The sequence below is a fragment of the Bradyrhizobium sp. USDA 4472 genome, from assembly GCF_054058595.1.
The window spans coordinates 1427721-1451888 of record NZ_JBSSAM010000001.1 but is presented as its reverse complement, the minus strand read 5'-3'; the positions used below and the strand labels follow the sequence as shown (position 1 = coordinate 1451888).

General features: G+C 57.4%; 26 protein-coding genes and 1 pseudogene. 20 read left to right on the top strand and 7 right to left on the bottom strand.

Translation table 11 applies throughout. The features are described 5' to 3' along the window. Positions 1–5: 5 nt before the first annotated feature. The 7 genes from nifN to ACVWZ4_RS06445 all read left to right on the top strand — a co-directional run bounded on the left by nifN (position 6) and on the right by ACVWZ4_RS06445 (position 5342). On the top strand, positions 6–1415 hold the full coding sequence (nifN, locus tag ACVWZ4_RS06475) for a nitrogenase iron-molybdenum cofactor biosynthesis protein NifN (protein ID WP_456701435.1): 1410 nt from the start codon (positions 6–8) through the stop codon (positions 1413–1415). Beyond that, a complete protein-coding gene (nifX, locus tag ACVWZ4_RS06470; protein ID WP_456701436.1) occupies positions 1412–1807 on the top strand; it encodes a nitrogen fixation protein NifX in 396 nt (131 codons plus the stop codon). Before nifN ends, nifX begins: the two co-directional genes overlap by 4 nt. A 6-nt stretch (positions 1808–1813) precedes the next feature. Next, positions 1814–2272 (top strand): NifX-associated nitrogen fixation protein, encoded by a 459-nt coding sequence (locus ACVWZ4_RS06465; RefSeq protein WP_456701437.1) that lies wholly within the window; start codon positions 1814–1816, stop codon positions 2270–2272. A 12-nt stretch (positions 2273–2284) separates the two neighbouring features. After that, positions 2285–2485 carry a CCE_0567 family metalloprotein gene (locus ACVWZ4_RS06460; protein ID WP_456701438.1) on the top strand — a complete coding sequence of 67 codons (201 nt, stop codon included), beginning with the start codon at positions 2285–2287 and terminating at the stop codon, positions 2483–2485. A gap of 11 nt (positions 2486–2496) precedes the next feature. Next, positions 2497–2793 carry a ferredoxin III, nif-specific gene (fdxB, locus tag ACVWZ4_RS06455; RefSeq protein WP_456701439.1) on the top strand — a complete coding sequence of 99 codons (297 nt, stop codon included), beginning with the start codon at positions 2497–2499 and terminating at the stop codon, positions 2791–2793. Positions 2794–3640: 847 nt separating this feature from the next. After that, positions 3641–4483: a host specificity protein gene (locus ACVWZ4_RS06450; RefSeq protein ID WP_456701440.1), complete on the top strand. Its 843-nt coding sequence runs from the start codon at positions 3641–3643 to the stop codon at positions 4481–4483. A gap of 460 nt (positions 4484–4943) precedes the next feature. Further along, a complete protein-coding gene (locus tag ACVWZ4_RS06445) occupies positions 4944–5342 on the top strand; it encodes a Rieske (2Fe-2S) protein (RefSeq protein ID WP_456701441.1) in 399 nt (132 codons plus the stop codon). 9 nt (positions 5343–5351) lie between these two features. On the opposite strand, the gene ACVWZ4_RS06440 is transcribed toward ACVWZ4_RS06445, so the two are convergent. Beyond that, positions 5352–5942 carry a hypothetical protein gene (locus ACVWZ4_RS06440; RefSeq protein WP_456701442.1) on the bottom strand — a complete coding sequence of 197 codons (591 nt, stop codon included), beginning with the start codon at positions 5940–5942 and terminating at the stop codon, positions 5352–5354. Between the two features lie 254 nt (positions 5943–6196). Here ACVWZ4_RS06440 and ACVWZ4_RS06435 point away from each other — a divergent pair, with 254 nt between their 5' ends. The 9 genes from ACVWZ4_RS06435 (at position 6197) to ACVWZ4_RS06395 (ending at position 13350) form a co-directional block, all read left to right on the top strand. After that, positions 6197–6517: a HesB/IscA family protein gene (locus tag ACVWZ4_RS06435; RefSeq protein WP_456701443.1), complete on the top strand. Its 321-nt coding sequence runs from the start codon at positions 6197–6199 to the stop codon at positions 6515–6517. A gap of 217 nt (positions 6518–6734) precedes the next feature. Next, on the top strand, positions 6735–7907 hold the full coding sequence (gene nifS / locus ACVWZ4_RS06430) for a cysteine desulfurase NifS (protein ID WP_456701444.1): 1173 nt from the start codon (positions 6735–6737) through the stop codon (positions 7905–7907). A 5-nt stretch (positions 7908–7912) separates the two neighbouring features. Next, a complete protein-coding gene (gene nifT / locus ACVWZ4_RS06425; protein WP_456701445.1) occupies positions 7913–8137 on the top strand; it encodes a putative nitrogen fixation protein NifT in 225 nt (74 codons plus the stop codon). Between the two features lie 728 nt (positions 8138–8865). Further along, positions 8866–10383 carry a nitrogenase cofactor biosynthesis protein NifB gene (gene nifB, locus ACVWZ4_RS06420; RefSeq protein WP_456705157.1) on the top strand — a complete coding sequence of 506 codons (1518 nt, stop codon included), beginning with the start codon at positions 8866–8868 and terminating at the stop codon, positions 10381–10383. A gap of 10 nt (positions 10384–10393) precedes the next feature. After that, positions 10394–10618 carry a 4Fe-4S dicluster domain-containing protein gene (locus ACVWZ4_RS06415; protein ID WP_456701446.1) on the top strand — a complete coding sequence of 75 codons (225 nt, stop codon included), beginning with the start codon at positions 10394–10396 and terminating at the stop codon, positions 10616–10618. Between the two features lie 48 nt (positions 10619–10666). Continuing rightward, positions 10667–10981 (top strand): nitrogen fixation protein NifZ, encoded by a 315-nt coding sequence (locus ACVWZ4_RS06410; protein ID WP_456701447.1) that lies wholly within the window; start codon positions 10667–10669, stop codon positions 10979–10981. Between the two features lie 247 nt (positions 10982–11228). Continuing rightward, the gene (locus ACVWZ4_RS06405) at positions 11229–11588 is read left to right on the top strand and encodes a DUF3024 domain-containing protein (protein WP_456701448.1); all 360 of its coding nucleotides are present in this window, start codon (positions 11229–11231) and stop codon (positions 11586–11588) included. Positions 11589–11621: 33 nt separating this feature from the next. Then, on the top strand, positions 11622–11891 hold the full coding sequence (locus ACVWZ4_RS06400) for a hypothetical protein (RefSeq protein WP_456701449.1): 270 nt from the start codon (positions 11622–11624) through the stop codon (positions 11889–11891). A 1111-nt stretch (positions 11892–13002) separates the two neighbouring features. Then, entirely contained in the window at positions 13003–13350 is a 348-nt protein-coding gene (locus ACVWZ4_RS06395) for a (2Fe-2S) ferredoxin domain-containing protein (RefSeq protein WP_456701450.1), read from the top strand. Between the two features lie 261 nt (positions 13351–13611). Here the strand turns inward: ACVWZ4_RS06395 and ACVWZ4_RS06390 are convergent, their stop codons facing one another. The 6 genes and pseudogenes from ACVWZ4_RS06390 to ACVWZ4_RS06365 all read right to left on the bottom strand — a co-directional run. Then, on the bottom strand, positions 13612–15036 hold the full coding sequence (locus ACVWZ4_RS06390) for an SLC13 family permease (RefSeq protein WP_456701451.1): 1425 nt from the start codon (positions 15034–15036) through the stop codon (positions 13612–13614). Position 15037: 1 nt separating this feature from the next. After that, entirely contained in the window at positions 15038–15283 is a 246-nt protein-coding gene (locus tag ACVWZ4_RS06385) for an anion permease (RefSeq protein WP_456701452.1), read from the bottom strand. A 58-nt stretch (positions 15284–15341) separates the two neighbouring features. Next, positions 15342–16178 (bottom strand): citryl-CoA lyase, encoded by an 837-nt coding sequence (locus ACVWZ4_RS06380; RefSeq protein WP_456701453.1) that lies wholly within the window; start codon positions 16176–16178, stop codon positions 15342–15344. Positions 16179–16193: 15 nt separating this feature from the next. After that, positions 16194–17537: a CaiB/BaiF CoA transferase family protein gene (locus ACVWZ4_RS06375; protein ID WP_456701454.1), complete on the bottom strand. Its 1344-nt coding sequence runs from the start codon at positions 17535–17537 to the stop codon at positions 16194–16196. Between the two features lie 119 nt (positions 17538–17656). Further along, positions 17657–17959: a hypothetical protein gene (locus ACVWZ4_RS06370; RefSeq protein ID WP_456705362.1), complete on the bottom strand. Its 303-nt coding sequence runs from the start codon at positions 17957–17959 to the stop codon at positions 17657–17659. A gap of 16 nt (positions 17960–17975) precedes the next feature. Further along, positions 17976–18071: pseudogene (locus tag ACVWZ4_RS06365) on the bottom strand (hypothetical protein); the annotation flags it as partial. A gap of 1498 nt (positions 18072–19569) precedes the next feature. Here ACVWZ4_RS06365 and nifH point away from each other — a divergent pair. From nifH to ACVWZ4_RS06345, 4 genes are all read left to right on the top strand, one after another. Next, on the top strand, positions 19570–20454 hold the full coding sequence (gene nifH, locus ACVWZ4_RS06360) for a nitrogenase iron protein (RefSeq protein WP_092235830.1): 885 nt from the start codon (positions 19570–19572) through the stop codon (positions 20452–20454). Positions 20455–20558: 104 nt separating this feature from the next. Continuing rightward, positions 20559–21290 (top strand): nitrogen fixation protein NifQ, encoded by a 732-nt coding sequence (locus tag ACVWZ4_RS06355; RefSeq protein WP_456701455.1) that lies wholly within the window; start codon positions 20559–20561, stop codon positions 21288–21290. A 486-nt stretch (positions 21291–21776) separates the two neighbouring features. Next, positions 21777–22118, top strand: a complete 342-nt coding sequence (nifW, locus tag ACVWZ4_RS06350) for a nitrogenase stabilizing/protective protein NifW (RefSeq protein WP_456701456.1) — start codon at positions 21777–21779, stop codon at positions 22116–22118. A 933-nt stretch (positions 22119–23051) separates the two neighbouring features. After that, positions 23052–24161: an electron transfer flavoprotein subunit alpha/FixB family protein gene (locus ACVWZ4_RS06345; RefSeq protein WP_456701457.1), complete on the top strand. Its 1110-nt coding sequence runs from the start codon at positions 23052–23054 to the stop codon at positions 24159–24161. Positions 24162–24168 lie beyond the last annotated feature (7 nt).

Genomic DNA, 24168 nt, shown 5'->3' with positions numbered 1-24168 from the left:
TCGTCATGGCCCTGCTCCTGCCGCCATCAAAAGCCTGCACTGTCAACCCGCTCAAAATGAGCCAGCCGATCGGCGGCGCATACGCCTTCATGGGGCTGCGCGGGGCGATGCCGCTTCTGCACGGCTCCCAAGGGTGCACATCCTTTGGATTGACGTTGTTTGTTCGGCATTTCAAAGAAGCAATACCCCTGCAGACCACCGCGATGAGTGAGGTGGCGACCGTCCTCGGCGGCTACGAGAATCTCGAGCAGGCGATACTGAATATCTCTAACCGCACCAAGCCGAAGGTCATCGGAATCTGTTCGACCGGTGTCACCGAGACCAACGGCGACGATGTAGATGCTTACCTAAAACTAATCCGGAGCAAGTATCCGCAGCTTGCAAAGTTGCGGCTCGTATATGTATCAACGCCTGATTTCAAGGGTGCGTTCCAGGATGGCTGGGAGAAGGCGGTCGCACGCATGGTGGAGATGCTGGTGGCCGGGGCCAGCGCCCATGGCCTGCGGGATCCATCAAAGGTCAATGTTCTACCGGGGTGTCACCTGACCCCCGGCGACCTTGATGAACTCCGTGTCATCATGGAGGATTTCGGATTGTGCCCCTCCTTCCTCCCTAACATTGCGGGATCGCTCGACGGGCATATCCCCGATGAGTTTACGTCAACGACCCTGGGCGGCATTGACATCGACGAAATCGCGAGCATGGGGCGCGCGGGCTGGACGATTGCAGTCGGCGCGCAGATGCTGCGGCCAGCTGAGGTCATGCAGGCCAAGACCGGTGTGCCTTTTCGTGTGTTCGAGCGGCTGTGTGGTCTCGGTCCGAACGACGAATTCATGACGTTTTTGAGCGAGATTAGCGGTCGCCCCATACCCCAAAAGTATCGACGTCAACGCGGTCAGCTCGCGGATGCTATGCTTGACGCTCACTTCCACATTGGTGGTCGGAAAGTCGCGATCGGTGCTGAGCCAGACCTTCTATTTGATTTGTCCGGCATGCTGCACGATATGGGCGCGCAGGTGACCGTCGCCGTGACAACCACTCAGTCGGAGGTGATCGAGCGGATTAAGACCAAGGAAGTTCTCATTGGCGACCTCGAAGATCTGGAAGGGCTTGCCAAAAAGAGGCATTGCGACCTGCTGATCACGCATTCGCATGGAAGGCAAGCGGCGGCCCGGCTGAAAGTGCCCTTCCACCGTGCCGGCTTTCCGATGTTCGATCGAGTTGGCGCTGGGCATCAGGTATCGGTGGGCTATCGTGGTACCCGGAATCTGATCTTCGAAATTGCCAATCTCGTGATCGCGCATCGCGAGGAGAACGAAAGGCCTACGCCACATAGCTGGCGGACGCCCCCCGGACTACCGCAACGTTCGCCGCATCACCGCTCCGCCGAGGCGACTGAAAGGTCATTTGCATGAAGGTCGCTTTTGCCACTCAGGACCTGAGACGCGTCGACGCTCATTTTGGTTGGGCGAAGAATATCGCAATCTACGATGTCTCGCCCGACGCCCATGTGTTCCTAAATGCGATAGAGTTTGAGGGTGATCTTAAGGAAGACGGCAGCGATGATAAGTTGACGCCGAAGATCGAGGCAATCAAGGATTGCGCAATCCTCTATGTCGCTGCCATTGGTGGTGCCGCGGCCGCGCGAGTGGTGGCTAACAAAATCCATCCTATCAAAGTGGGCAAACCGGAAAGCATTCTGGTGTTGCTAGAAAAGCTCAACGGGGTGCTGAAGGGTACGCCACCTCCTTGGCTGCGCAAGGTCCTGGCAAAGGACCAACCGCGAACGTTCGAGTTCGACGAATGAGGTGATATGACCACAAAAAGTGAGCATGAGAGCAACGAGGCAGCGTTCCTCATCGAACTGGCCAAGATTTGGCGTGCTCAGGACACTAACGGAGCTTGGGGCGGGAAGAGCGATCTTGATCTGCTTGAACCCTATATCTTGAACAAGGAGAAACGGCGCGCATTGCCGATTATTGGTGATCCAGATCCCAATACACTGTGGCGAATTGAGCTGTTCTTCAATGCGGTCGCGCTGTCAATAGAAAGGGAAACCGGCATTATGATCCAGCCGATACTGAAGCTGCATCCTGAAGGGTTTGGCCGCGTAGTGCTCATCGCAGGGCGGTTGGTGGCCGTAAACAAGCAGCTTCGCGATGTGCATCGCTTCGGATTCGATAATTGCGCCAAGCTGGCTCAGGGGGGCGACAAATATGTCAGCGAGGGAATCGGCCTGATCAGGAAATTTCCAGACGTGGCGAACTATTGAGGATACTCGCTGATGGGCGATCGTGAAACACTTAAGGCCGAGCTAAGAAAATTGTCCGTCAAGGCGATACAAGCCAAGATGGATCTGCACGACCTTTCGGAAGAATTACCTACCAACTGGATCTCCATCATGGCAGTGGCGCAGAAGGCGTACGATGCGTATGCCGAACTTGAGCGCAAGGCTTGCGACTTGAAGGCGCTAGAAAATACCTGAAGGGGCAACGCATGTCGTTTCAAACACGAGACGGGCGCGACTGGATACCACAATACCTGATCTCGATCGATCCCAAGAAGTGCATCGGATGTGGCCGCTGTTTCAAGGTGTGCGGCCGAGATGTCATGAATTTGAAAGGAATCGGTGAGGACGGCGAACTTGTCAACGCCGACGACGAAGACGATGAGATCGAAAAGAAGATTATGGTTCTGAAAGATCAGGGCGCCTGTGTCGGATGCGGTGCATGCGCCAGGGTTTGCCCGGCCAATTGCCAGACTCACAGTTCGGCCGAATCTGAAGCGGCTTGAGCGAACACTCGAGTCGCAGCCGGCGAGATATAAGTGTGCGAAAGCTCTATTGCGATCAGGTGAACTCATGGCGAGGCGGCGCGCCAGGAAGGTGTCGGTCAGACATCGAACATCAGGATCGAGCGAGCTAACGCGCTCGCAAGGACCGGCAATGGTTGGGCGCGAGCCACGCATGCCGATACCATAACCGTTGCCCAGAAACACTCGGTCTCTGATAGTCCCACGTATTCGTGGAAAGCGAACTGCGCCTCGCGCAACTATAAGTCGATCAAAGTGCTGTCAGGATGAGCAGAGTTCAAAAGTAGTTAGCCACACATCAGGCGGTCTGATCGAAGCCGATGCTATGCACGTCCGCTTGCGGATCGGGAGAAGGCTAGTTGGCCGCAGCTGCCGATATGTCCGCCTAGATGGTTGGTTGATTCCTTGATAACGTGAGCCAGAAACGCCTCAGTTGGTCTATGGGCGCGTCTGGGCGGCACGACATTTCGCTGGACAGCGGTCCTTGCAACAAACAGCGGGCATCGAGAGCACATTGCAAAATCTCGACACGGTTCGCACGCTTGTTTCCAAATCTCCGTTGCGCGCATTCTTGGGCCAATGTGCCTACTTGGCCGAGTACCATGGGCTATCAGGAGAGGGCGGGTCATCGCCATTAAGCGTTAGCTTCTTGGAAGGACCCGGTTTAGGGAGCCCCTACAATTCACGCGCAGATTGCATCCGTAGTCGCGACCAGGCGCTCAGGAAGCTCTGGTCAGACTGTGGTCAGCTAGGATTATTATCCTTGTCGGCAGAGCTTGCACGGCACGAGCTCGATTGCGTGCAATTTTGCCGATAGGAGAGCGGTCTGATGTATGGCAGAATCGTTGGCTCATCCAGCCAGTTCACAAGCGGTAACCAAGCTGACGATTCGTCAGAGGCGGGAGATAGTCCTCGCTTTGCGGATACAGTTGCGCGGATGGGGCTGGCGGGCTCTTCATCCGAACCAGCGCCGTCATACTCTCTCGTCCCCGAACCGCCCATTCGAAAGATCGACCGCAAAACGTTCAACGATGAAGTTCGCAGATACTTGGGCAGTGATATCAGGCACATCGCCGAGAACCCAGAAGAGTACTCGCCATTCGTGGCTAACAAGGCTGCGCGTGCAGCAATGGTTGCTGGAAGCTACGCTAACACCTATGACGATCCAGATAAGCCAGCACGATTTTTCGGCTACCATTTGGGCGACGAAATTGTCGGAGTTCTAAGAGCCGGAGGTCCGGCGCGGATTAAAGGAGATCATTTTAAACAACAGTTTGGGCGCAACGATATCACATCCGTCGTAGATCTTAGGCTGACTCATCCACTTGTCGAGAACGCTGGCGACATCCTGCTAGAACATCAACTGCGAGAAGACGGCGAACATCCGCTCATCATGTCGCGGCCGGCCTTAGCAGGCATGGAACCGCGTCTTGCCGAAATGGGGTTTGTTCCCGTAGGTCGAGACCACTGGGTGCTTGATCCTCACCAGAACCCGGATGCCTGGACGAAGAACGAAAATGACCAGTGGCAGCGGGTAGGCAAGCCTACGCAGTATCTTTCGAAGGCTGGGGGCGATGACGTCGGTCCGCAAAGAAGCTACGAAACGGATTCGTCGGACGATGATCCTGCATTCTACTTGGAGCGGGCTCTTAGTGGGATGCGCATGGATTGAATTGGCTGCATACAGCAACGGTTTAGGAGTGACGGATTTCACCGTTCTAACCGGGCTCGGTGGTCTTGCTTCACAGGGGGGACGCACGCTCGCGGCGTCCTCCCTCGTTGGCTGAAATGACTGTTCAATCCTTCTCAGAAGGCAGCTATGGCGCTGCCGCGAGATGCACGGTCCGCGGTCATAACGGAGCTTGGTGGCATTAATGGGAAGCAACGACTAGCCACGGCGTCAGCTACCCGGCCAACGGAGTAGAATGCATAGAGCTCAAAGCCGCAGTTGCGCAGCCATCATGGAAAGGGCATCCAATCGCCGAACAAGTTCGGAGTTTGCGCCGGATAGTTGGATGAGCGACCAGACTAGTCGGGTTGGGTCACCACGGACACGAAACGCTCCAGGACTTGTACGGTTCTTGCAAGTCGATTGCACGCCGACATGAACAGCGTCTTCCAACAAACGTGCGATGAAGCAGACCATACCAATCTACGCCATTTGCGGCTTTAAGGACATTCCGAGCCGCCAGGCCATAGGATTCCATCTTATGGTCGTCGAACATGACGGCAAGCAACGGCCGTGGCCCGTTGTCGTAGTTCGGTGGGGCAAAAACGTGCTTGGCTATGTCAATGAATGCCCGCACAACAGCGTCCGATTGGATTGGGAGCAGAACCAATTCCTCGATCCATACGGTATCCGGTTGATGTGCGGCAAGCACGGTTCGACCTTCGAACTCGGCAGCGGCCGGTGTGTCGAAGGTCCATGTCACGGTAGAGCGCTCACGCCGATCGCGTTGGCCGTTCTGGAGGGCGATATCTGCGTCGTGGGTGTTCATCTTGTCGAAGACGATGCATCGACCATCGACTGAAAAGCCCTCTCAGACCGGTCGGTTCTCATTGCGGTTTTTCACAGCGTCCATCCTCTTTAGTCCATCCTCATACGAGATGTCATCATAAGACAGATCGATTTTGTTTGCAGCATCGAGGAGGATATCTAGCTTGCCGCCCGGGTCCAGCCTCTTGATGTCGTCCCTGTTCAGCCCAGTCAGGTCCATCATCTCCTTCCAAACTGTGGACTCGTCGCACGGTAAGACGTGGAAGTTTATATCGCCAAACTTGACTCGGTACTTCGCCAGCAGATCGACGTTGTTGCAGAACATAAAATAGCTGCCTGTGGGGCTTAAGGCGCCGTTAAGAACGGTCGAAACGTCTCCGAGATAGGCAAAGGAGTGTAGGTAGCCGGCCAGCACCGGAATGGTGTGTTCTCCGTCCTGCGCGATGGTTAGAACTTGCTCGATCGAGTAGTCCGGCGGTCGTTTCTCATCCGCGAGCTGAGTTTGGAACTTCAGCGCGATGTCACCGCGAAAACCGAATCGACCCGGCTTGGTAGTCGCGCCTTTGAGTACGGCGTTGAGCAGGCGGCCCTCTCTCTCAAGTCTGCCGAGTGCGGTATTTTCGATTGAAGTCATCAATTTGGTCCTCGATCTAAGGTCTTCACCGGCCCACGGGCCAGGAAGCCAAATGCGATGCAATTTGCCTGCCGCCGGATGTGGAGCGGCCGAGCTTGAAAGAAAGCGGGTTGGTGACTTCGGGCGCCGCAACTACTTGTCAGGAATCTGACTGTTGTTCCAAACCTTACGGCACCGAACCAAGTATCAATAAGAAGCTGCGCGGTGGCACGTGACTTGCTCTTTGCGAGGTCCACTATTGATGAGGCAAAGACATGATCAACCTGACCGACAGTGCGGTGAATGCGATCAAGGGCGCGATGTCATCATCGACGCACTCGCCTGGCGGTCTGCGCGTCGCGATTGAAGCGGGCGGCTGCAATGGATTCAAATACAAAATGGGTCTGGCGGAAGAGCCAAAGCCTGACGAGACCGTGATCGAGTACGCTGGTCTGAAGGTGTTCGTCGATAACAACAGTCGAGAGTATCTGGTCGGTACGACCATTGATTTCGTGCTGGCAACGGAGAGCCCTGGATTCACCTTTCACAACCCGAACGCGACAGCGAATTGCTCCTGCGGAAAATCGTTCAGATGATGGACGGACCTGATCGGCCGATGAGGATGAAAACATTGAACCATGTTGACGGAGCCAGAGCAACTGAAGAAGTTGTCGCTGTGGCGAGGCCGGCCAGTGCTTGTACGTCGTCAAAGATTTCGAGTGTACGGTTTGCAGGTATTCAGGCGCAATTGGGGCGTGAGATCGGAGGATTGGATCGCCTGGTCCTCGTTGCTGCTGCAGACGAGGTGCTGGATTGAGCAAAAATCAAGCACCGATTTACCTCGATAACAATGCAACAACGCGGACTGATCCATCCGTCGTGCAGGCCATGTTGCCGTTCTTTACGGAGCAATTCGGCAATGCGTCGTCCACGCACGCCTTCGGCAACGAGGTCGCAATCGCTCTGAGGCAGGCCCGGAGAGGCTTGAGGCGCCTGGTAGGTAGTGCATACGATCACGAAATCGTCTTTACCTCGGGAGGGACCGAAGCCAATAATGCGGCAATTCTTTCTGCGCTTGCGACGCAGGAAGGTAGAGACGAAGTGGTCACCACTTCGGTTGAGCACTCGGCTGTACTTGCGCTGACGGAGCAATTGAAGACAAGGGGAGTCAAGACGCACATTGTATCCGTAGATGCCTGCGGCCGGCTAGACATCGAGGCGTTTCGCTGTGCTCTTGGACCACGGACAGCGATTGCCTCTGTTATGCTGGCCAATAACGAGACCGGAACGATCTTTCCTGTGGAGTTTTTGGCCGGGTTGACCCGAGAGGCAGGCGCGCTGTTTCACACGGATGCGGTCCAAGCCATTGGCAAGGTGGGTTTGAACCTAAAGGACAGCGCGATCGACATGCTGTCGCTATCCGCGCACAAGCTGCACGGTCCCAAGGGCGTCGGCGCGTTATATCTGCGCAAAGGGACGAAATTCCGGCCGCTGATCCGCGGCGGATCACAGGAAAGAGGGCGTCGCGGGGGGACCGAGAATGTTCCCGGAATTATCGGCCTGGGAAAAGCTGCCGAGCTTGCGGCGGAACGGCTTGAACCTGAGCGCATTCGCATCGGCGCTTTGCGCGACCGCCTTGAACAGGGGATTTTACACAATGGCGGGTGCGTTGTGCTCGGCGACGTCACCAATCGGCTCGCTAACACGACCAATATCGCCTTCGACCATCTTGAAGGCGAAGCCATCGCGCACCATCTCAATCAGGCGGGCATCGCCGTGTCGCTCGGATCAGCCTGCAGCTCCGGCTCAATGCAGCCATCGCACGTCCTGCGCGCTATGCAGGTGCCTACCTGGCGGATGCACGGCGCCGTGCGCTTCTCGCTTTCGCGTGAAACCTCGTTCGCTCAAGTCGATGAAGTCGTTTGCGCAGTGTCAGATATCGTGGCTCGCATGCGCGCCAACTCCCGCCTTACAGTCGGAGAGTAGACTCTATGAAAATCATGATCCGCCGTTCTCCGGATACGGGTCTGTCGATCTACGTACCAAAAAAAGACCTCGAGGAGCCAATCATAGCCTCAGAGTACGAAACCCTTTGGGGCGGCTGGATCAAGGTAGCTAACGGCTGGGTGCTCGATCTGCCCGAGATGGCGAGCGACACGCGATTACCGATTACAATCGACGCGAAGAAGCGGGACGAAAACGGCGGCGATCCGTGAAGGACTCACGCAAATCACTTTGCTGATGCGGATGCAGAGGTCACTGTCGTGGGCCCGGCGCTGGGCCTTCGGACTGCGAGCATTGCACCTATGTCGTTCGGGCATCAGGGAATTATGCAGACGCGATGGACTGAAGGCCGGCCAGGCGCGTCAGCCTGCCTTTGCGCTGGCAAGTTGGCGAGATCCCGCCGTCTCTGGGGAACGAATGGCTCTCGTCGTAGCATATTGAGATCAGCAGAACTACTCCACGACGGCGTTGATGATACAAGGTTTGCTTGGCCATCGGGCAGAAGGGATCGCACTATCATCTTTGGCCCTCATTTCTGCCTGTCAGCGTAGGGCGCGTCGTAGCGGTATTGGCCTTACAAGTCCGAGGCGGCCGGTTCGGATCCGCTTGTTGTGAGAGCGGCAACGCGTGAACCCCATTTAGCTGGAGTCAGGTCGGGCGATCGCAGCGCGAGAATGAAAGCACAAGCATGGAGCTCTGGGTGAGACTGCGACCCATCTGTCGCTTTGATAACAAGCTCATCATTGCTGTTCCTGCAAGCGCGAGTGCGAGCTACGCTAACTCGATAGACCGCGACCTTAATTACTTAATTCTTGCTATGGCATGCAAGTTGCTACCTGGGTTCCTGAGGCTCGCTCGAGGATGATCTTGGGAGGGCGATGATGGTGGGGAAAATAAAATGATCGCGGTCGACGGACGCGGAAAATATGTCGGAGCTGCAATGAACAGCAGCGAGAGGACGCGATCCGCCACCGAGCACGGGGGCTGCAGCGCTTCTGCTAAGACTGGACAGGCGAGCTGCGGCTCCGCAACCGGCCAAGGCGGGCTCCCGACCAAAATTTGGGAAAAGGTCAAAAACCATCCCTGCTATAGCGAGGATGCGCACCATTACTTCGCTCGCATGCATGTCGCGGTTGCGCCTGCCTGCAACATCCAGTGCAATTACTGCAACCGAAAATACGACTGCGCCAATGAATCGCGCCCGGGCGTGGTGAGCGAGAAACTCACCCCTGAGCAGGCGGCAAAAAAAGTGATCGCAGTCGCGACGGCAATTCCGCAGATGACAGTGCTTGGCATTGCTGGTCCCGGCGACGCCCTGGCCAATCCCGCAAAGACGTTCAAAACGTTCGAGCTGGTCACCAAGGCTGCTCCCGACATAAAGCTGTGTCTGTCAACCAACGGACTCGCGCTGGCAGACTATGTTGACACCATCGCGAAGGCCAAAATCGACCACGTCACCATCACCATCAACATGATCGATCCGGAAATCGGAGCCAAGATTTATCCTTGGATCTTCTTCAACCACAAGCGATATACCGGCGTCGAGGCGGCAAGGATACTCACTCATCGTCAGCTGAAAGGCCTCGAGATGCTTACCGATCGGGGCATCTTGTGCAAGATCAACTCAGTGATGATCCCCAACATCAACGATGACCACCTAGTCGAGGTCAACAAGGCGGTCACCTCACGCGGTGCCTTCCTCCACAATATCATGCCGCTGATCTCCGCGCCCGAGCACGGCACCGCGTTTGGCCTCAAAGGTCAGCGCGGGCCGACGGCACAAGAACTGAAGGCACTGCAAGATGCTTGCGAAGGGCAGATAAGCATGATGCGGCATTGCCGTCAGTGCCGCGCCGATGCGGTCGGTCTACTCGGCGAGGATCGCAGCGCAGAGTTCAGTACGGATCAGGTGATGAAAATGGACGTCCGTTATGACTTGGAGAAGCGCGAGGCGTATCAAAAGAGAATAGAGGATGAGCGAGTTGCCAAATTCGCGGTCGGCCAACAGGAGCTGATCGAAACCTATGGAAACATGAGCGCCATAACCGTTCTAGTGGCTGTCGCAACCAAAGGCTCTGGGTTGATCAACGAGCACTTTGGACATGCCAAGGAATTCCTGGTGTACGAGCTTTCCACATCCGGCGCCAAGTTCATCGGTCCGCGTCGTGTGCAGGGGTACTGTCAGGGCGGGTATGGTGAGGAAGATAGGCTATCCTCCATCATGCGCGACATTAGGGACTGCCATGCTGTCTTCGTGGCTAAGATTGGCGGCTGTCCGAAAAACAATCTGATAGAGGCGGGCATTGAGCCGGTGGATCAATTCGCCCATGAGTTCATTGAGAAATCGATGATCGCGTGGTTCAGAGCCTATCTAGGCAAGGTAAAGCGCGGTGAGATCCACCACATGCACCGCGGAGAGCACGCGTATCGTTTGGTAGATAGCATCTCTACGGCCTAAGGAGGAATATGTGCCATTCAAAATCGTAGCCTCGCAGTGCACGGGCTGCTCAGCTTGCGAACCTCTATGCCCGAACATTGCTATCTCTGAGAAGGGCGGGAGCTTTGCTATTGAAGGGGCCAGATGCACCGAGTGCGTTGGCCATTTTGATGAGCCGCAATGTGTCGCTGCCTGCCCGGTCGACAATACCTGCGTGGTTGACAGATCCTTGCCTCGCTACCAACCGCCAGTTTAAAGCGTGAAGCTGAGCGGTGCCCCAAAGCGTTGGCATGAGGAGTGGCAGATGAGCAGAATTCCTCGGGACAGCGACATCGTCGAGCTAAGCGGCCCGCCAGTCTTCAGCTTTGGCCAAAAGCTTCGAGCCAATCGCGTCATCCGAAATGATGGCACCTATCGCGGGAGGGAGGTCGGCGAGGTCTTAGTAAAAAGGGGGGAGATCGGTTACGTCGTCTCGATCGGAACATTCTTGCAGCAATTCTATATCTACGGCGTGGAGTTCTTGGAGAGTGGCCACCGCGTTGGCATGAAACGCAACGAACTAGAGACAATGGATGCCTACGAGGAGGTCGATGATTTGCCATTACCGGAGGAGTCATGACTCAGCAGAAACTTCCGAAAGATCGGCGAGGCGCGCGGACCCAAGCCGCAGTCGACCTTGTCCAAGACTGCTCATTGGCAAAACGGAACACTGGAGTTTCGCTCCCCGTCGGAGCAACGCGCAAGACCATCATCGCCGTTCTCAATAACGAAGCTCACGAGCCAATCTATGTTGTTCGATTCTGTTCAGGCGTCTCATTGGGTGTCTTGAAGAGGAAAACACGGTGCTTTGAAAGGAGGCCTTCGCGATGAATGGCGAGCTGATGAGGAAAGTGAAGGCGGGGCCGGTGTCTCACCCCAACGAGCTTGATCGCAAGCGCATCGAACGCGGCTTGTGCGAGCGCAAGCGTTATCTCTATGTCTCACCAAGCGTGAGGCTGGTGAGGGGTGGCTATCTCATCGAGAGCCCTTGTTGCTCGCGCAACATCGACAAGGATGGCGCTCTCGTCGATGTAGCTCTCATTCTTTATGATGCCGTGAGCGGCATCTGGAAGCTGTTTCGCAAGAATCACGCGGTCGGAATCTGGGAGATTTACAGCCTTTACGATCGCTTGACTCCTGCTATCGAGGAATTGAGCGCGGATCCAGAGCGCCTGTTCTGGCAGTGAGGGACAACCGTCCTCGAGGCATAGAGAGCGACGATGGCACTCACCACGGAGGAACTGATCGAAATGGAGCGACTGCTTTCTGCCGATGGAGCCGAGGTCGGGAAATTGTCTGAGCTGCGCCGCCGCTTTCCGCAGCTTGCTTTTGTGCGGTGTGATGCGTCGGACTTGTCAGATGTGCCGTTTCGGCAGGCTCCTCGCTTCGATCTTCATCTGCTCGATGGATCGAATCACTGCGCGCAGATAACGGGCGAACCAACGCGAGCGAGTGGGATCGTATTGGCCAAAAGGAAAGATACGAGGTGAGTACCGGGCCCGCAAGCTTTTCGATGAAGTCCTAGAGTGGCGTCGAATGGCCGAGCAGCATTCCGAGCGCATCTGCAGCTTCCGGTGCCCGAAATCACCTTCAACTCCGGCCGTCACGCGGCCAATTCCTGGATTGGATCAGATGTGCGATCGCGTCATGGCACGCCCATTTCGTACCGGTCCCATGAACAAGTGGCTCGAGTTCATCGTTTAGAGCGGGATGCATCGACAGACCTCGCGATCGAGCAAGAGTCTCGTCCCTAAGATACGGAAGCACGGGGAGTTCATTGTGATCATTGTAGGGTTTATCAGGGGGAGGTGGCAAGCTCATGAGTAATGTGTACCAGCGTCGCCAACCTTGAAGTACGCGCCAACACCTCCGCAATCAAACACATTAAAAGGGAGATTGTCGGTGTCCGGATCGTGATCGTAAGTGACCAAAAGCAGGGACCGATATGGACTCACAAGAAATCATAATCCACCTCCGCTTCGCCCCGAACGGGAGGGTGATACAGATCAACGAGCGTCCAGCAAAGCTCAGTCCTAACCAATGGTTTGATGTCCTAAACACCCGTGACGCCTCGGCTTATCGGCCGCTGTCTCGTGGCCGCGGGGTGTTTCGGTTGAGCCGGACTGCCGTCGATGATTTCAAGCAGCAAACCGAGGGGCTTGGATGAGAAAACCGAGGCCCGGCGACTTGATGAGCCGATCTGTCGGACCGATGCCACCAGTCTAGGTGAGAGGAAGGGCTTTTAGCACGTCTCGGATCGCTCATAGGAGCGATGAGCGCCGGCAATGGCAGCGCTAAATTGTGAAGAATGTGCGGGACGCCTCTGGTGTTAGGCTTCCCTTGGAGCAGATCGACCATTAGTGGGTGATGCGGGTGATTGCAATGATGGACGAACAGGTTGGTCGCAATCAGGACTTCGAACGGGAATGTATCGCTCGCTCATCATGCGCGAAGAGAATGACTATAGCGCCTGATGGCTCTCAGCGGCTTTCGCAAGCGAGAGCGAGAACCAGTAACATATACCGGCCAACGGTCGTTCAATCATTAGGCATTGTGGGCCGCCATCGCTTCAGCTGAAGTTGAGTAGCAGAGGATAGTCGCGTGAGCTCAGAAACTGAAATTGCTCCTCCCCAGATCTACAGGCATCATGTCTTTGCGTGCAACACGCAACGTCCGCCAAGCCATTCCCACGGCAGTTGTGGTGCCTCGGGGGCGCAAGCGTTGTGGGATCGAATGAGCAAAGCGATCGAAGCGCAACGATTAAACGATATCGGTTTCGCGACGGCGGGGTGCCTCGGCTTTTGTAACTCTGGTCCCTTGCTGGTTGTCTATCCTGACGGAGTCTGGTATCGCGCGAGCACGCCTGAGGACGTCGACGAGATCGTCATCTCGCACCTCAAGCAGGGCAAACGTGTCGATCGACTTGTCATGGTGCTCAAGCGAAGCTAAGGGCGTGGCTTGGCGGCGTCGCTTGCCGGTCTCGGCAAGCATGGACGGCTTGCTCGACCATGAGCCTGCCGTTGGGAGCCGCTGGTCTGAGCTAGCCTGGCACTTCGCGCTTACTATGCCGTTTACCTATAAGCTTGGCGGCGTCATATGACTGCTGACTACGTCCGCTTCGCTCCAATTGCGAGCGAGAGCGAGCGGCGGCGTGATATGTCGCGATGGCCCACAGCCGACGTTCTGATAGCGCGTTCGTATCGAGGTCGCTCAGATCATGCCGAGCCACCGCCAGTACGTCGATGCGCAAATCGCATAGACGATGCAGGCGAGTAGGCTGACCGGGACACCTACCTTTGGGAAGTCGAGGACCGTCAAGCGGCCCGTGCCGTAGACCATGATATTCGGCAGCGTGTTGTAGAACATCAGTACCGGGTAACCGCCAATGATCATGCCGGCCGGCAGGACGAGCACACGAGGATCCACCTGAGCGGTCTCCGCGAGAGCCAACACGATCGGAATGATGCCTGTCGCCATCGCAGTTGTCCCGACGAAGAGCACATGGAGCAGCTGCAGGACGATCATGACAATAAGCAGCATAGTGACCCGGCCTGCCCCGCCCAGACCGAGTCCATGAAAAATCTCCACTGCAAGCCAGTCCGCAGCCCCGGTCTTGATCAGCAGATCGCCGAGCGTGATGCCGCCTCCGGATACGAGGATGACTTGCCAAGATATCTGTCGGTTGGCATCGGCCCAGTCGATCACGCCGAGTTTCGGCAGGAACAGCAAACCGGCACCGGTCAGGCAGATGACGGTCGTGTCGAGTTTCGACCATCCCTGGGTCACCCACCCGACTACGACTAGAACGAAGATCACAAGGGTTCGCCATTCCGCGGGGGTGGTGCGGCCCATCTCGGAAAGCCGCTTTGCGATAGCATCGCCGGCCAGAGGCGCGTCATGTCGTTCTTCGGTCCCGACGACCACTTGAACGACGAACAACGTCAGGAAGGTCATGATCAGCGCCGGCGGAAAGCCGTAGATCAGCCAGTCGACGTAGGTCACTGGCCGTTCCGCCTCGGCAAGAAAATCGGCGGTCACCGGATTTGGTAGCGTCGCGGTCAGGATTCCGGCGCTGATCGTCGCATTCGTGTAGGCAAGCGTCAGGAGGAGACTCACGACGAATCGGATGCGGCCTTCGCCTTCGATCACAGAGGCGATGCCAAGACACACCGGGAGCAGCACGGCAGTTCGTGCGGTTGAGGACGGGATCAGGAAGGCAAGCACGATATTGGCGATCGTTACTCCGAGAGTAGTACGGGTCGTTGTCCCGCCGGCGACCTTGAGAATTCCGTATGTAATCCGCTCGGCGAGCCGCGTCTTGACCATCGCTGCGGCGAGAATGAATGCGCCGAGGATGAGATAGACGGATGACGAGGAGAATCCACTCAAGGAACTCGCCGGCGTCGCAATGCCCAGAAGAACGGCCGCTGGCGCGATGACCAGGCTGGTGATCGCGAGCGGGATGGCTTCCGTGAGATAGAGAATGAACACCGCCGAGAACAGAACGAGCGCGCGATGACCCAACGGCGAGAGCCCCTCGGGCGCGCCAGCCGTCCAGACGGCAAGGCCTATGCCCACCGCGAGCGGAATACCCACCCCGCGCCGTATCGCGTCGAACGAGGCATGATCCGTCAAATCAAAGCGCTCTTTGCGCGTCGCAGATGACAACCGTCTCATTGTATGGCCGCAGAATAGAACCCACGAAAGCTACAACGTAGACCGCGAACAGACGCCACCGTTCTAACGTCAACCCGGCAGGCATCGCGGAGAGCAACACGATGCCCGGCGCGAGAATGCAGGCCAGGAGCCGCCATTGGCCGAGCGCTTTCTTGAGCAAATTTAACTTTAGAACGGCCTGTAGCGCGATATCAATGGACGACATTTAATGATCCCTAGCGTATTTGGCGACTGCGCTTCTTTTGGAGCCTCGTTCATGATCGTTAGGCCGGGCTGAAGTCGCGTGGTGGCTTCCCTGTGTAAGAATAGGGGACGCCTGGAGGCATCGGCCCCTTGATACGACCGCCCTGCTGCTTCTGTTCCCAGGCATGCGCGAGAATGCCCACCGAGCGCGACAAGATGAAAAGTCCTCGCCCGAGTGCCGGCGCGAAACCGAGTTCGGAGTAGATGACGGCGGTGGACCCGTCGATGTTCATCGGGACCTTGCGGCCCTTTCCCTTTTCGAGATGGGCTTCTACCGCACGGCCGATGTCGGCAAACTTGCCGGAAATCACGCCGCGCTCATGAGCGGCATCGACCAGAGACAGCAGCTTCGGTGAGCGAGGGTCGATCGGGTGAAAGCGATGGCCAAAACCGGGCAAGACTTTCCCGTGTGTTCCGACGGAGGCTGCCATGCCGGCCTGCGTCGCCGCTACAAGCGGCGTACCTTCACTCATCCGTCGCGCGATGTCGGCGTACAGCTCCATGCATTGTTGACCGGCGCCTCCATGAACGTCGTCGAGCAAATTGATGGCCGACGCCATTGCTCCGTTGAGCGGCAAGCCGCAGGTGATGGACATCCGGCCGACCGCGATCGAAGGCGCCTGCGGTCCGTGATCGACCGCAGCCACAAGGGCTGCTTCAAGCAGAGCGGCATGATCGGGCGACGGGAGGTCGCCGCGCAACAGAAGCCATATCATCTGTGGAAAGCTGATCGAGCCAATCATCTGCTCGATCGGAAAGCCACGAAAGCGGATGACGCCCGGCTTCATGTCGATAATGTCGGTCGACCACCATTTGGTTGCCGCGGTCAGGAGATCCGCGGGAGTGGATTCGGACATGGCCAGGATTCCTTTTCATGCGACGCGCACCACGCCCCGTTCGGCCATTTGATCGATCTGCGCGCGCGTGTAGCCGAGCCGTCCGAGCCATATCGCCGTGTCGGCGCCAAGTAACGGGGGAACGGACGGTTCGGGAAAGCCTTCGTCCAGAAGGAAGCCTGGGCGCGTCACCTGTAGCTGTCGCCCTTCGGTCGGTTCGAGAGGCAGCCGCTCGACGAACCGGCGTTCGACCAGCTGCGGCTGCTGCAGTGCGTCCTGGACCGAGAGCACGCACCCGGCCGGAACGCCGGCGGCGTTGAAAACCTCCTCCCATTCCTCGGCGGATTTCGACTTGAGCGCCTTGTTGATCTCGTCCCTCAGGGCTGCGCGATGCAGCTTGCGCGTGTGGCGTTCACCGAACCGTTCCTCACTCAGCAGATTGGGTCTTCCGATCAGTTCGCACAGCTTCTCGAATTGCTTCTGTTCGTTGGCAGAAATGTTGAGCGGACCGGTCTTCGTCTTGAACGTGCCGGATGGGGCCGCCGTGAAATTCTCGTTTCCCATTGGCTCGGGGAGCATGCCGGCGTTGAGGTGGTTAGAGACCACCCAGCCCATTGCCGCCAGAGTCGATTCCAAGAGTGACACATCGATGAACCGGCCGCGGCCGGTCAAACGCTGAGCGACCAGCGCCGCCGAGATTGCGAAGGCTGCCGTGATACCGGCCATGGTGTCGGAGATCGGAAAGCCGGTGCGCAACGGCGCCGATCGGTGATCGCCGGTTACGCTCATCGCGCCCGAGAGACCTTGCACGATCTGGTCGTAGGCGGGCCGGTTTGCCCAAGGGCCTTCCTGACCGAAGCCGGATATGGCGCAGTAGATCAGCCCGGGGTTGCGCTTCGCGAGGACCGCATAGCCTAGGCCGAGCCGCTCCAAGACTTTGGGTCGGAAGTTCTCGAGCAGCACGTCGGCCTGGTCGACAAGTCGAAGGAATGCATCCCGACCCTCCGGCGATTTCAAGTCGATCGCGATCGATTGTTTACAGGCATTCACCGCAACAAAGGACAGGCCGAACAGGCGCTGTGCCATCGCCGGATCTGCCCCGAGACGACGAGCCAGATCGCCGCCCTTCGGATTTTCGATCTTGATCACTTCGGCGCCGATCCGGGCCAAGTTGTAGCCACAGAAGGGTCCGGCGAGCACGTTGGACAGATCGAGGACGCGTACGCCGTGAAGCGGCAAACTCATGGCGATCTCCCTAAGGCAATCTACCCTACGCGGAACGTGAACGACCGGTAGCAACTGCCATTGTCGGTCATGACGCGGGTGGCGGTGACGCCGAGGCTTTTGTGGTAGGCAGCCACGGCTGCTTTGAGAAGCCAACGGCACTGTCGGTCGGCTTGTCCGGCTTGATCTCGGAGAACGCGAGGCGGGAGTGGTCGTCAATGCAGACGTGCACGAAATCCAAGCCAGCGCCGCGGCTCTTCTTCGGATCACTCGGATCACCGGTGATCCGGTGGCCGACCCGCCGGAAACGCCCGAGCTTTTTTGATGTCGATGTGAATGATCCCGCTGGGGTTCTCGCGCTCATAGCGGCGCTCCGGCTCGAGCGACCTCCAAATGCGTATCCGGTTCAACCCCAGGCGGCGTAGGACGCGGCTGACGGTAGCCGGCGAGATCTCGACCCCGGCTGCAATCTGCTTGCCCGTTTGGCGCTGCCGGCGCAAGGCCTCGATGGCGGTGCACGTGGCTGCGGGGGTTGGCTGGCGATGAATGAAGTCGCGACGTGCGATCGAGCAAGCCATCCACACCTTCTGCGCGGAAGCGCTTGGTCCATTTGGCGACGGTCTTCGGCATCCTGTTGAAAAGGTCAGCCGCGCCGGCCTGGCTCAACCCATTCCAGACTACGCTTCGCATCATCGCCTCTCGACCTTTGGGCGTCAAAGGCGCATTCTTATGGACGTTCATCTGGTCTCTTCTTGGAACACTGAAGCTTCGCAACCTCAGCTTTCTTGGTTGAGACCAGATGAACAACCTCCTGACAGACCACATCCTAGTACGCCGAAACTTCCGTGTCGCGTACCGAATGTCTATTTGGATAACAAGGAAATTGCGCCCTTGCAGCGTGCGACAAGGCAAACATCTCATATGCGGTATCGATCTATCTGTTGTCGGTTACCTACGCGCGGCGCGATCCCTTAATGGGAAGCGCGAACGATGCTACGAACCGTTCTCTCTCTCTCTCTCTCTCTCTCTCCCGTTCGCGAGCGAGCTGAGGCGTTGACGCGTCAGCCGGTCTCCAACCACGCTGCGGTAACGAGGAGGAGACGCGCTCGACGAGCTTGCTGCGTTCCGAGTTGATCAAACGAAGTCCTCTTTCTGGCCCATTCTGGCGTCAGAACTTGTAAGCGACGCCGCCGCTGACGAGCCATGGATCGATATTGGCGCGTCCGCTAACGGCAACCGCATTGTTCACAGTTGCGGAGTACTCCGGCCGCAGCCACAGCTTTTTCACGTTGGCGCCACAGGAACATTAACCGAACTTCCTCCGGTATCCGGCAAAACGCCGAGCGCGCGCAGGCGGATCATCCACGGGTTGGAGGGTTCGATTGGAGGCGCTTTATAGTAGACCGGATTCGACCCCAAATCCGCACCGCGGACCGAGTTGCTGGCCAACGAGGTCGCTAGCGCGAGGGTCGATGCCGTGGCCAGAACTGTTCTTGCTCTCATCGAATTCTCAATTCCAAGAGTCGCGCGAGAAACCGCGCAAGGTCGCTGTTGCGCATACGGAAGACTGAAGAGTTGATATTGTGAAAAAAACTTCGCAATTCGTCCGCTTGCCATGGCTTCTTCAAGACGTCTCGAATGACCATTGCGCGGCGCTCCTGCATCCGCGAGCCGCTTCGAACTGTCTGCCGGCCAGCTCCGATATCGGCGTGCCGAGTGTCACAATGCATTTGCGAGAATCCCTGCTGGTTGGGATGATTGGAGCGCCTCCGGCATATTCACTCTTCTCGAATTGCTGGCGTTGCGAGAGGATCAGCAAGTTCCGTTCCATAACTGCAGACGTCGAAATGGTCCGACCCCCACCATTTCTTGCGCGTTGATGCTTGCAGTTTTTTGTTCGTTGTCTGACAGCGACGCAGATACTCTGTCAGATCCAAAACGCTCAACGAACACGCAAACTGCTGGCTGCATTTTGCAGTGCAATCATAAACTTAAGGTACGTAGTCGAGTGTTGGCACAGCCATTGCTACCAAGGGGCAGCAACACTGAGTGAGGGCTGAGTGCACGCCGACGCGCAAAGCGAGCGATGCGCTCCTTCCCTTGATCCCGTGTGCCCGCGCTTTTGTGAGAGAAACAAGCTCGCACAAGAAACGCGCAACTTTTGGCAAATCGGTTAATGGAGAACAACATGTCTTCACTAAGACAAATCGCGTTCTACGGGAAAGGTGGCATCGGGAAGTCCACCACTTCGCAGAACACGCTGGCGGCGTTGGCCGAGATGGGGCAGAAAATTCTGATTGTGGGCTGCGATCCGAAGGCGGACTCGACCCGGCTGATTCTGCACGCCAAGGCGCAAGATACGATTTTGAGCCTTGCGGCCAGCGCCGGCAGCGTGGAGGATCTAGAACTCGAAGACGTAATGAAGGTCGGCTACCGGGACATTCGTTGCGTGGAGTCCGGCGGTCCTGAGCCAGGTGTCGGCTGTGCGGGTCGCGGCGTCATCACCTCGATCAATTTTCTGGAAGAGAACGGCGCCTACGAGAACATTGACTATGTCTCATACGACGTGCTTGGCGACGTCGTATGCGGCGGCTTTGCCATGCCGATCCGCGAGAATAAGGCGCAGGAAATTTACATTGTGATGTCCGGTGAAATGATGGCGATGTATGCCGCAAACAATATCTCGAAGGGCATCCTAAAGTACGCCAACTCTGGAGGGGTGCGGCTGGGGGGACTGATCTGTAACGAGCGGCAGACCGACAAGGAACTGGAATTGGCAGAAGCGCTGGCCAAAAAGCTGGGCACTCAGTTGATCTACTTCGTGCCGCGTGACAACGTGGTGCAGCATGCAGAGCTACGCCGTATGACGGTTCTTGAATATGCACCCGATTCCAAGCAGGCCGATCACTACCGGAAGCTCGCTCATAAGGTTCATAACAATGGCGGTAAAGGTATCATCCCGACCCCGATCTCCATGGATGAGCTGGAGGACATGCTGATGGAGCACGGCATTATGAAGCCGGTGGATGAATCGATCATCGGGAAGACCGCCGCCGAGCTCGCAGCCTCGTAAAGGTCGCGAGTCGCGGCCTTGTAAGGGCGCGCGACAGATGCCGGTCTCCTCACCGTCCCCTCCCGGGAGACCGGCATACTGACGATCGACCGTCGCCAAACTCAATGCGCGCCCATGCAGACCTCGCGATTGTGAAAACTCACAAGATTATGTCCGACCCGCACGTCGCTTCGTTCATGGCTGTAGGCCCTGCTGCTTGCATCAGCCAGCTGCACGTGGGAGTTGCCGCCTACCGTTTGCTCACCGGTGAGGCTCCTGCGGATGCTAATATCGCTACAGACGCTAACCTCGATCGCCATGTCCTGGCGTCCATCCTGGCGGCTGCCGCTATGGACGGTGGCTCCCTTCTTGAGAAGGTTGGCCTCTCCGGCGTTGAACTGGCGGCCCTGCTGGAGAAGTACTTCCCCTCAACCACGATCAATGCTGCGCAGCAGGCCTCGCCCTCCGAGGGCGCGGATCACGAGGAGATCGCAATGCTTCGCGATCTTTTACTCAAGGAGCGCTCGACGCAAGGGGACATCGGACGATGGCTGGCTGCAATGATCGCACGTCGCGCCATGGAGTCGGACCATTTGTGGGAAGCTCTCGGCTTGCGCAATCGTGGCGAACTCGTTCTCGTGCTGAGCCGTCATTTCGGGCCGCTCGCCGCGCGCAACGTCAATAATATGCGGTGGAAGCGTTTTTTCTACCGCATGCTTTGCGAGAACGATGGCGTTGTGATGTGTACGACACCCGTGTGCGACCAATGCAACGAATTCAACGTCTGCTTCGGTGAAGAAAGCGGCGAGAGCCGGATGGCCGAGCGGCGGCGCGATTTGCAAGAGCCTGCTCGGTAGGTTGTGGTCGGCGACCCCTCATCTGAACAGTCGAAACGGTCGGAAGTTGCATCGTCATCCGAGAAGGCCACGCCGGATCTGTAGGCAGCGCGGGGAGGAGCCTAGTTATGACGTTTGGCTGCAGGCGCATGGCCATGCGTCCAAGGCGGCAGCGTGAGGACTGGCGATCGGAACACGATACGCGCCGTGAAGCCTGGCGCGAACCGCGCATCGGCGAGGCGGCCGGGAACACAGGGCTTAATGAACTCGCGGTGACATTCGACCAGAGTTACCGGAGGCCCGCGTCATGCTCCCGAAGTTCAGGAGCGCGCCCAAGCGCTAGCCAGCCACACCGCATGTGCGACGGTCATGAGCACTGCGGAGTCGGCGAGTGCGTATTTGCGCAGGGATCCGGCGGTCATTCCATTCCAAAGTCCAGCACACCTATCTCGCTTGATCATTGTTTGCTTGAGCGCGACCCAGAGGTAATCGGAAGGAGATTGCTTGATGATCAACTCGTCCCCGGCAGCCGGTATCCTGGATCGGCTCGGCAAGGCTTGTGCGGCAGAGGAGTTTTTTTCGCTACTTGGCGTCGAATACGATCCTAAGATCGTCAATGTCGCGCGCCTTCATATACTAAGGCGAATGGGACAATACTTCGCCCAAGAGCAATTCGCTGATGCATCAGAGGCGGAAATAAGAGCGCGGTGCAAGGCGATGCTGGAGCAAGCCTATGCCGATTTCGTAGCTTCTTCGCCGATCGAGCAGCGGGTATTCAAAGTGTTAAAGGATGCTGTCGCAGATCCTAAGAAGATTGGGGCCTTTGTTCCTTTGAGCGAGTTGAAGTAATGAGCACTCCACTGTAAGCCAACTGCGCCCCACGGACGCCGAGGCACTTCGTTCGCGTGGGCGTTCTCTTCATCGGCGCAAGTCTCTGCGGCCCGAGCGGTGTTTGTTGTATTCCTGACCTTGTCTGGATTGTCGTGCCAACGATATCAGGGGCTGTATGAAGTGCCGCGCAAGCGATTACGTCTCTGCTGACGTTCTATCGTCTTTGCGACTGGTACGACACTTGCTTTTGTTGTGCCGATCGGATCATCGATGCGACCGACGGTAGCGTCCTTGATGAGTTCGACGGAGGACCTATGATGCTGCTTTTAGTGCCTGCCGTGCCGCCCCGCGCCATCACGTCGAGGCTTATGATTCCGTCAGGTACGTTCGCAGTAGACTTAGGCGCGGCCGCAGTCTCGCAGCGGCGGTGAGACGGTGGTCAATGAACAAGTGTCCCCTTCGCGCTACTCCTGCAACGGGTATGACAGTGGCATTTGCATCAAATCAGCCTTCGATTCCGATCAGAGTTGTCTCCATCTCATGGCGGAAAGAAACCACGCCACTAAGAGCGGGAGCACCGACCCGTGCGGATTGCTGCTAAAGGCCCAGCATGGCTTGCGTGGCAGACGCGTTGCCAGGATCGCCCTCGTTGCGGTCGCCAGTGTGGAGCCGTTGCAATTACTCCGCAGCAAACGGTGTCGCGGGTTCGGATCCGAAAGCGATCGGTCAAGATCATTGTGCCGCCCTAGCCAGCCGCGGTCGTGCTCGTCAAACCGGCGTGCAATGGCTCGGTTTGCAATAACCCTCCAATCCGCCTGAACGGGCGCGTCTGTCGCGACGACATGTTGTTGTGTGACCCGGTCCGAGTACGCAGGGAAAATGCTCTTCAGTTTACGAAAGCGAGAAAGCAACCGTGGCGCGGGGGCGCCTATTGTTGAAAGGAATTTCGATATGAGCAACGTCAGCAAAACGGGCATGCCAGCGGGGGCCGGCCGCGCAGCAGCAAAAAAGGAACTGCCGGAGCACTTCAAGTCGTACAAACACGTCTGGGTTTTCGTCGAGCTGGAGCGTGGCCAGGTGCATCCAGTTTCCTGGGAGCTCATGGGTGCGGGGCGCACCCTTGCTGACAGGTTAAAGGTGAATCTTGCCGCCGTCGTACTCGGTCCGGAGGGGCAGCACACACGTAATGCCGCGCTTGAAGCGTTCTGTTATGGCGCCGATCTGGCCTATCTCGTAAGCGACAATGTTTTGTCGGACTATCGTAACGAATCCTATACAAAGGCAGTAGCCGAACTCGTCAACACCTACAAGCCTGAGATCCTGCTCTTGGGTGCGACGACGCTTGGTCGCGATCTCGCAGGTTCCGTTGCGACGACCCTGTCTACGGGGCTGACTGCCGACTGCACCGCGCTGGACGTCGATGCAGATGGTTCGCTTGCGGCGACGCGTCCGACCTTCGGCGGCTCGCTGCTCTGCACAATCTATACCTTGAATTATCGTCCGCAGATGGCCACCGTCCGGCCGCGAGTCATGCCGATGCCTGAGCGCGTTTCACGCGATGCCGCTCATATCATCGTTCATCCGCTCGGCCTTATGGAAGAAGATATTGTCACAAAAGTACTGTCGTTCCTAACCGACCGCGATGCGGAATCGTCCAATCTGGCCTATGCCGATGTAGTGGTTGCGGGTGGCTTAGGACTTGGATCGCCCGAGAACTTTCGTTTCGTTCGCGAACTCGCAGCTCTTCTTGGCGCTGAATATGGCTGCTCGCGTCCTCTTGTGCAAAAGGGCTGGCTTACGTCTGACCGGCAAATTGGCCAGACAGGCAAAACCATCCGCCCGAAGCTCTATATTGCCGCGGGCATCTCGGGAGCGATCCAGCACCGGGTTGGCGTCGAGGGCGCGGATCTGATCGTTGCTGTCAACACTGACAGGAACGCTCCGATCTTCGACTTTGCTCATCTCGCGATCGTCAGTGATGCAATACAATTGCTGCCCGCGCTGACTGCCGCGTTCCGCGCGCGGCTTTTGCCGGAGTCGCACGCCCGGATCGCGGTTTAGAGGAGAT

Bases quoted from the DNA above. Each gene is read 5' to 3' on its own strand.
- nifT (WP_456701445.1), top strand. From the start codon at position 7,913: ATGAAAATCATGATCCGCCGTTCTCCGGATACGGGTCTGTCGATCTAC.
- nifN (WP_456701435.1), top strand. From the start codon at position 6: ATGGCCCTGCTCCTGCCGCCATCAAAAGCCTGCACTGTCAACCCGCTC.
- ACVWZ4_RS06410 (WP_456701447.1), top strand. From the start codon at position 10,667: ATGAGCAGAATTCCTCGGGACAGCGACATCGTCGAGCTAAGCGGCCCG.
- ACVWZ4_RS06345 (WP_456701457.1), top strand. From the start codon at position 23,052: ATGAGCAACGTCAGCAAAACGGGCATGCCAGCGGGGGCCGGCCGCGCA.
- nifX (WP_456701436.1), top strand. From the start codon at position 1,412: ATGAAGGTCGCTTTTGCCACTCAGGACCTGAGACGCGTCGACGCTCAT.
- ACVWZ4_RS06450 (WP_456701440.1), top strand. From the start codon at position 3,641: ATGTATGGCAGAATCGTTGGCTCATCCAGCCAGTTCACAAGCGGTAAC.
- fdxB (WP_456701439.1), top strand. From the start codon at position 2,497: ATGTCGTTTCAAACACGAGACGGGCGCGACTGGATACCACAATACCTG.
- ACVWZ4_RS06400 (WP_456701449.1), top strand. From the start codon at position 11,622: ATGGCACTCACCACGGAGGAACTGATCGAAATGGAGCGACTGCTTTCT.
- ACVWZ4_RS06445 (WP_456701441.1), top strand. From the start codon at position 4,944: ATGAAGCAGACCATACCAATCTACGCCATTTGCGGCTTTAAGGACATT.
- ACVWZ4_RS06385 (WP_456701452.1), bottom strand. From the start codon at position 15,283: ATGTCGTCCATTGATATCGCGCTACAGGCCGTTCTAAAGTTAAATTTG.
- nifW (WP_456701456.1), top strand. From the start codon at position 21,777: ATGATCAACTCGTCCCCGGCAGCCGGTATCCTGGATCGGCTCGGCAAG.
- ACVWZ4_RS06440 (WP_456701442.1), bottom strand. From the start codon at position 5,942: ATGACTTCAATCGAAAATACCGCACTCGGCAGACTTGAGAGAGAGGGC.
- nifB (WP_456705157.1), top strand. From the start codon at position 8,866: ATGAACAGCAGCGAGAGGACGCGATCCGCCACCGAGCACGGGGGCTGC.
- ACVWZ4_RS06380 (WP_456701453.1), bottom strand. From the start codon at position 16,178: ATGTCCGAATCCACTCCCGCGGATCTCCTGACCGCGGCAACCAAATGG.
- ACVWZ4_RS06405 (WP_456701448.1), top strand. From the start codon at position 11,229: ATGAATGGCGAGCTGATGAGGAAAGTGAAGGCGGGGCCGGTGTCTCAC.
- ACVWZ4_RS06465 (WP_456701437.1), top strand. From the start codon at position 1,814: ATGACCACAAAAAGTGAGCATGAGAGCAACGAGGCAGCGTTCCTCATC.
- ACVWZ4_RS06370 (WP_456705362.1), bottom strand. From the start codon at position 17,959: ATGGCTTGCTCGATCGCACGTCGCGACTTCATTCATCGCCAGCCAACC.
- nifH (WP_092235830.1), top strand. From the start codon at position 19,570: ATGTCTTCACTAAGACAAATCGCGTTCTACGGGAAAGGTGGCATCGGG.
- ACVWZ4_RS06355 (WP_456701455.1), top strand. From the start codon at position 20,559: ATGCGCGCCCATGCAGACCTCGCGATTGTGAAAACTCACAAGATTATG.
- ACVWZ4_RS06460 (WP_456701438.1), top strand. From the start codon at position 2,285: ATGGGCGATCGTGAAACACTTAAGGCCGAGCTAAGAAAATTGTCCGTC.
- ACVWZ4_RS06435 (WP_456701443.1), top strand. From the start codon at position 6,197: ATGATCAACCTGACCGACAGTGCGGTGAATGCGATCAAGGGCGCGATG.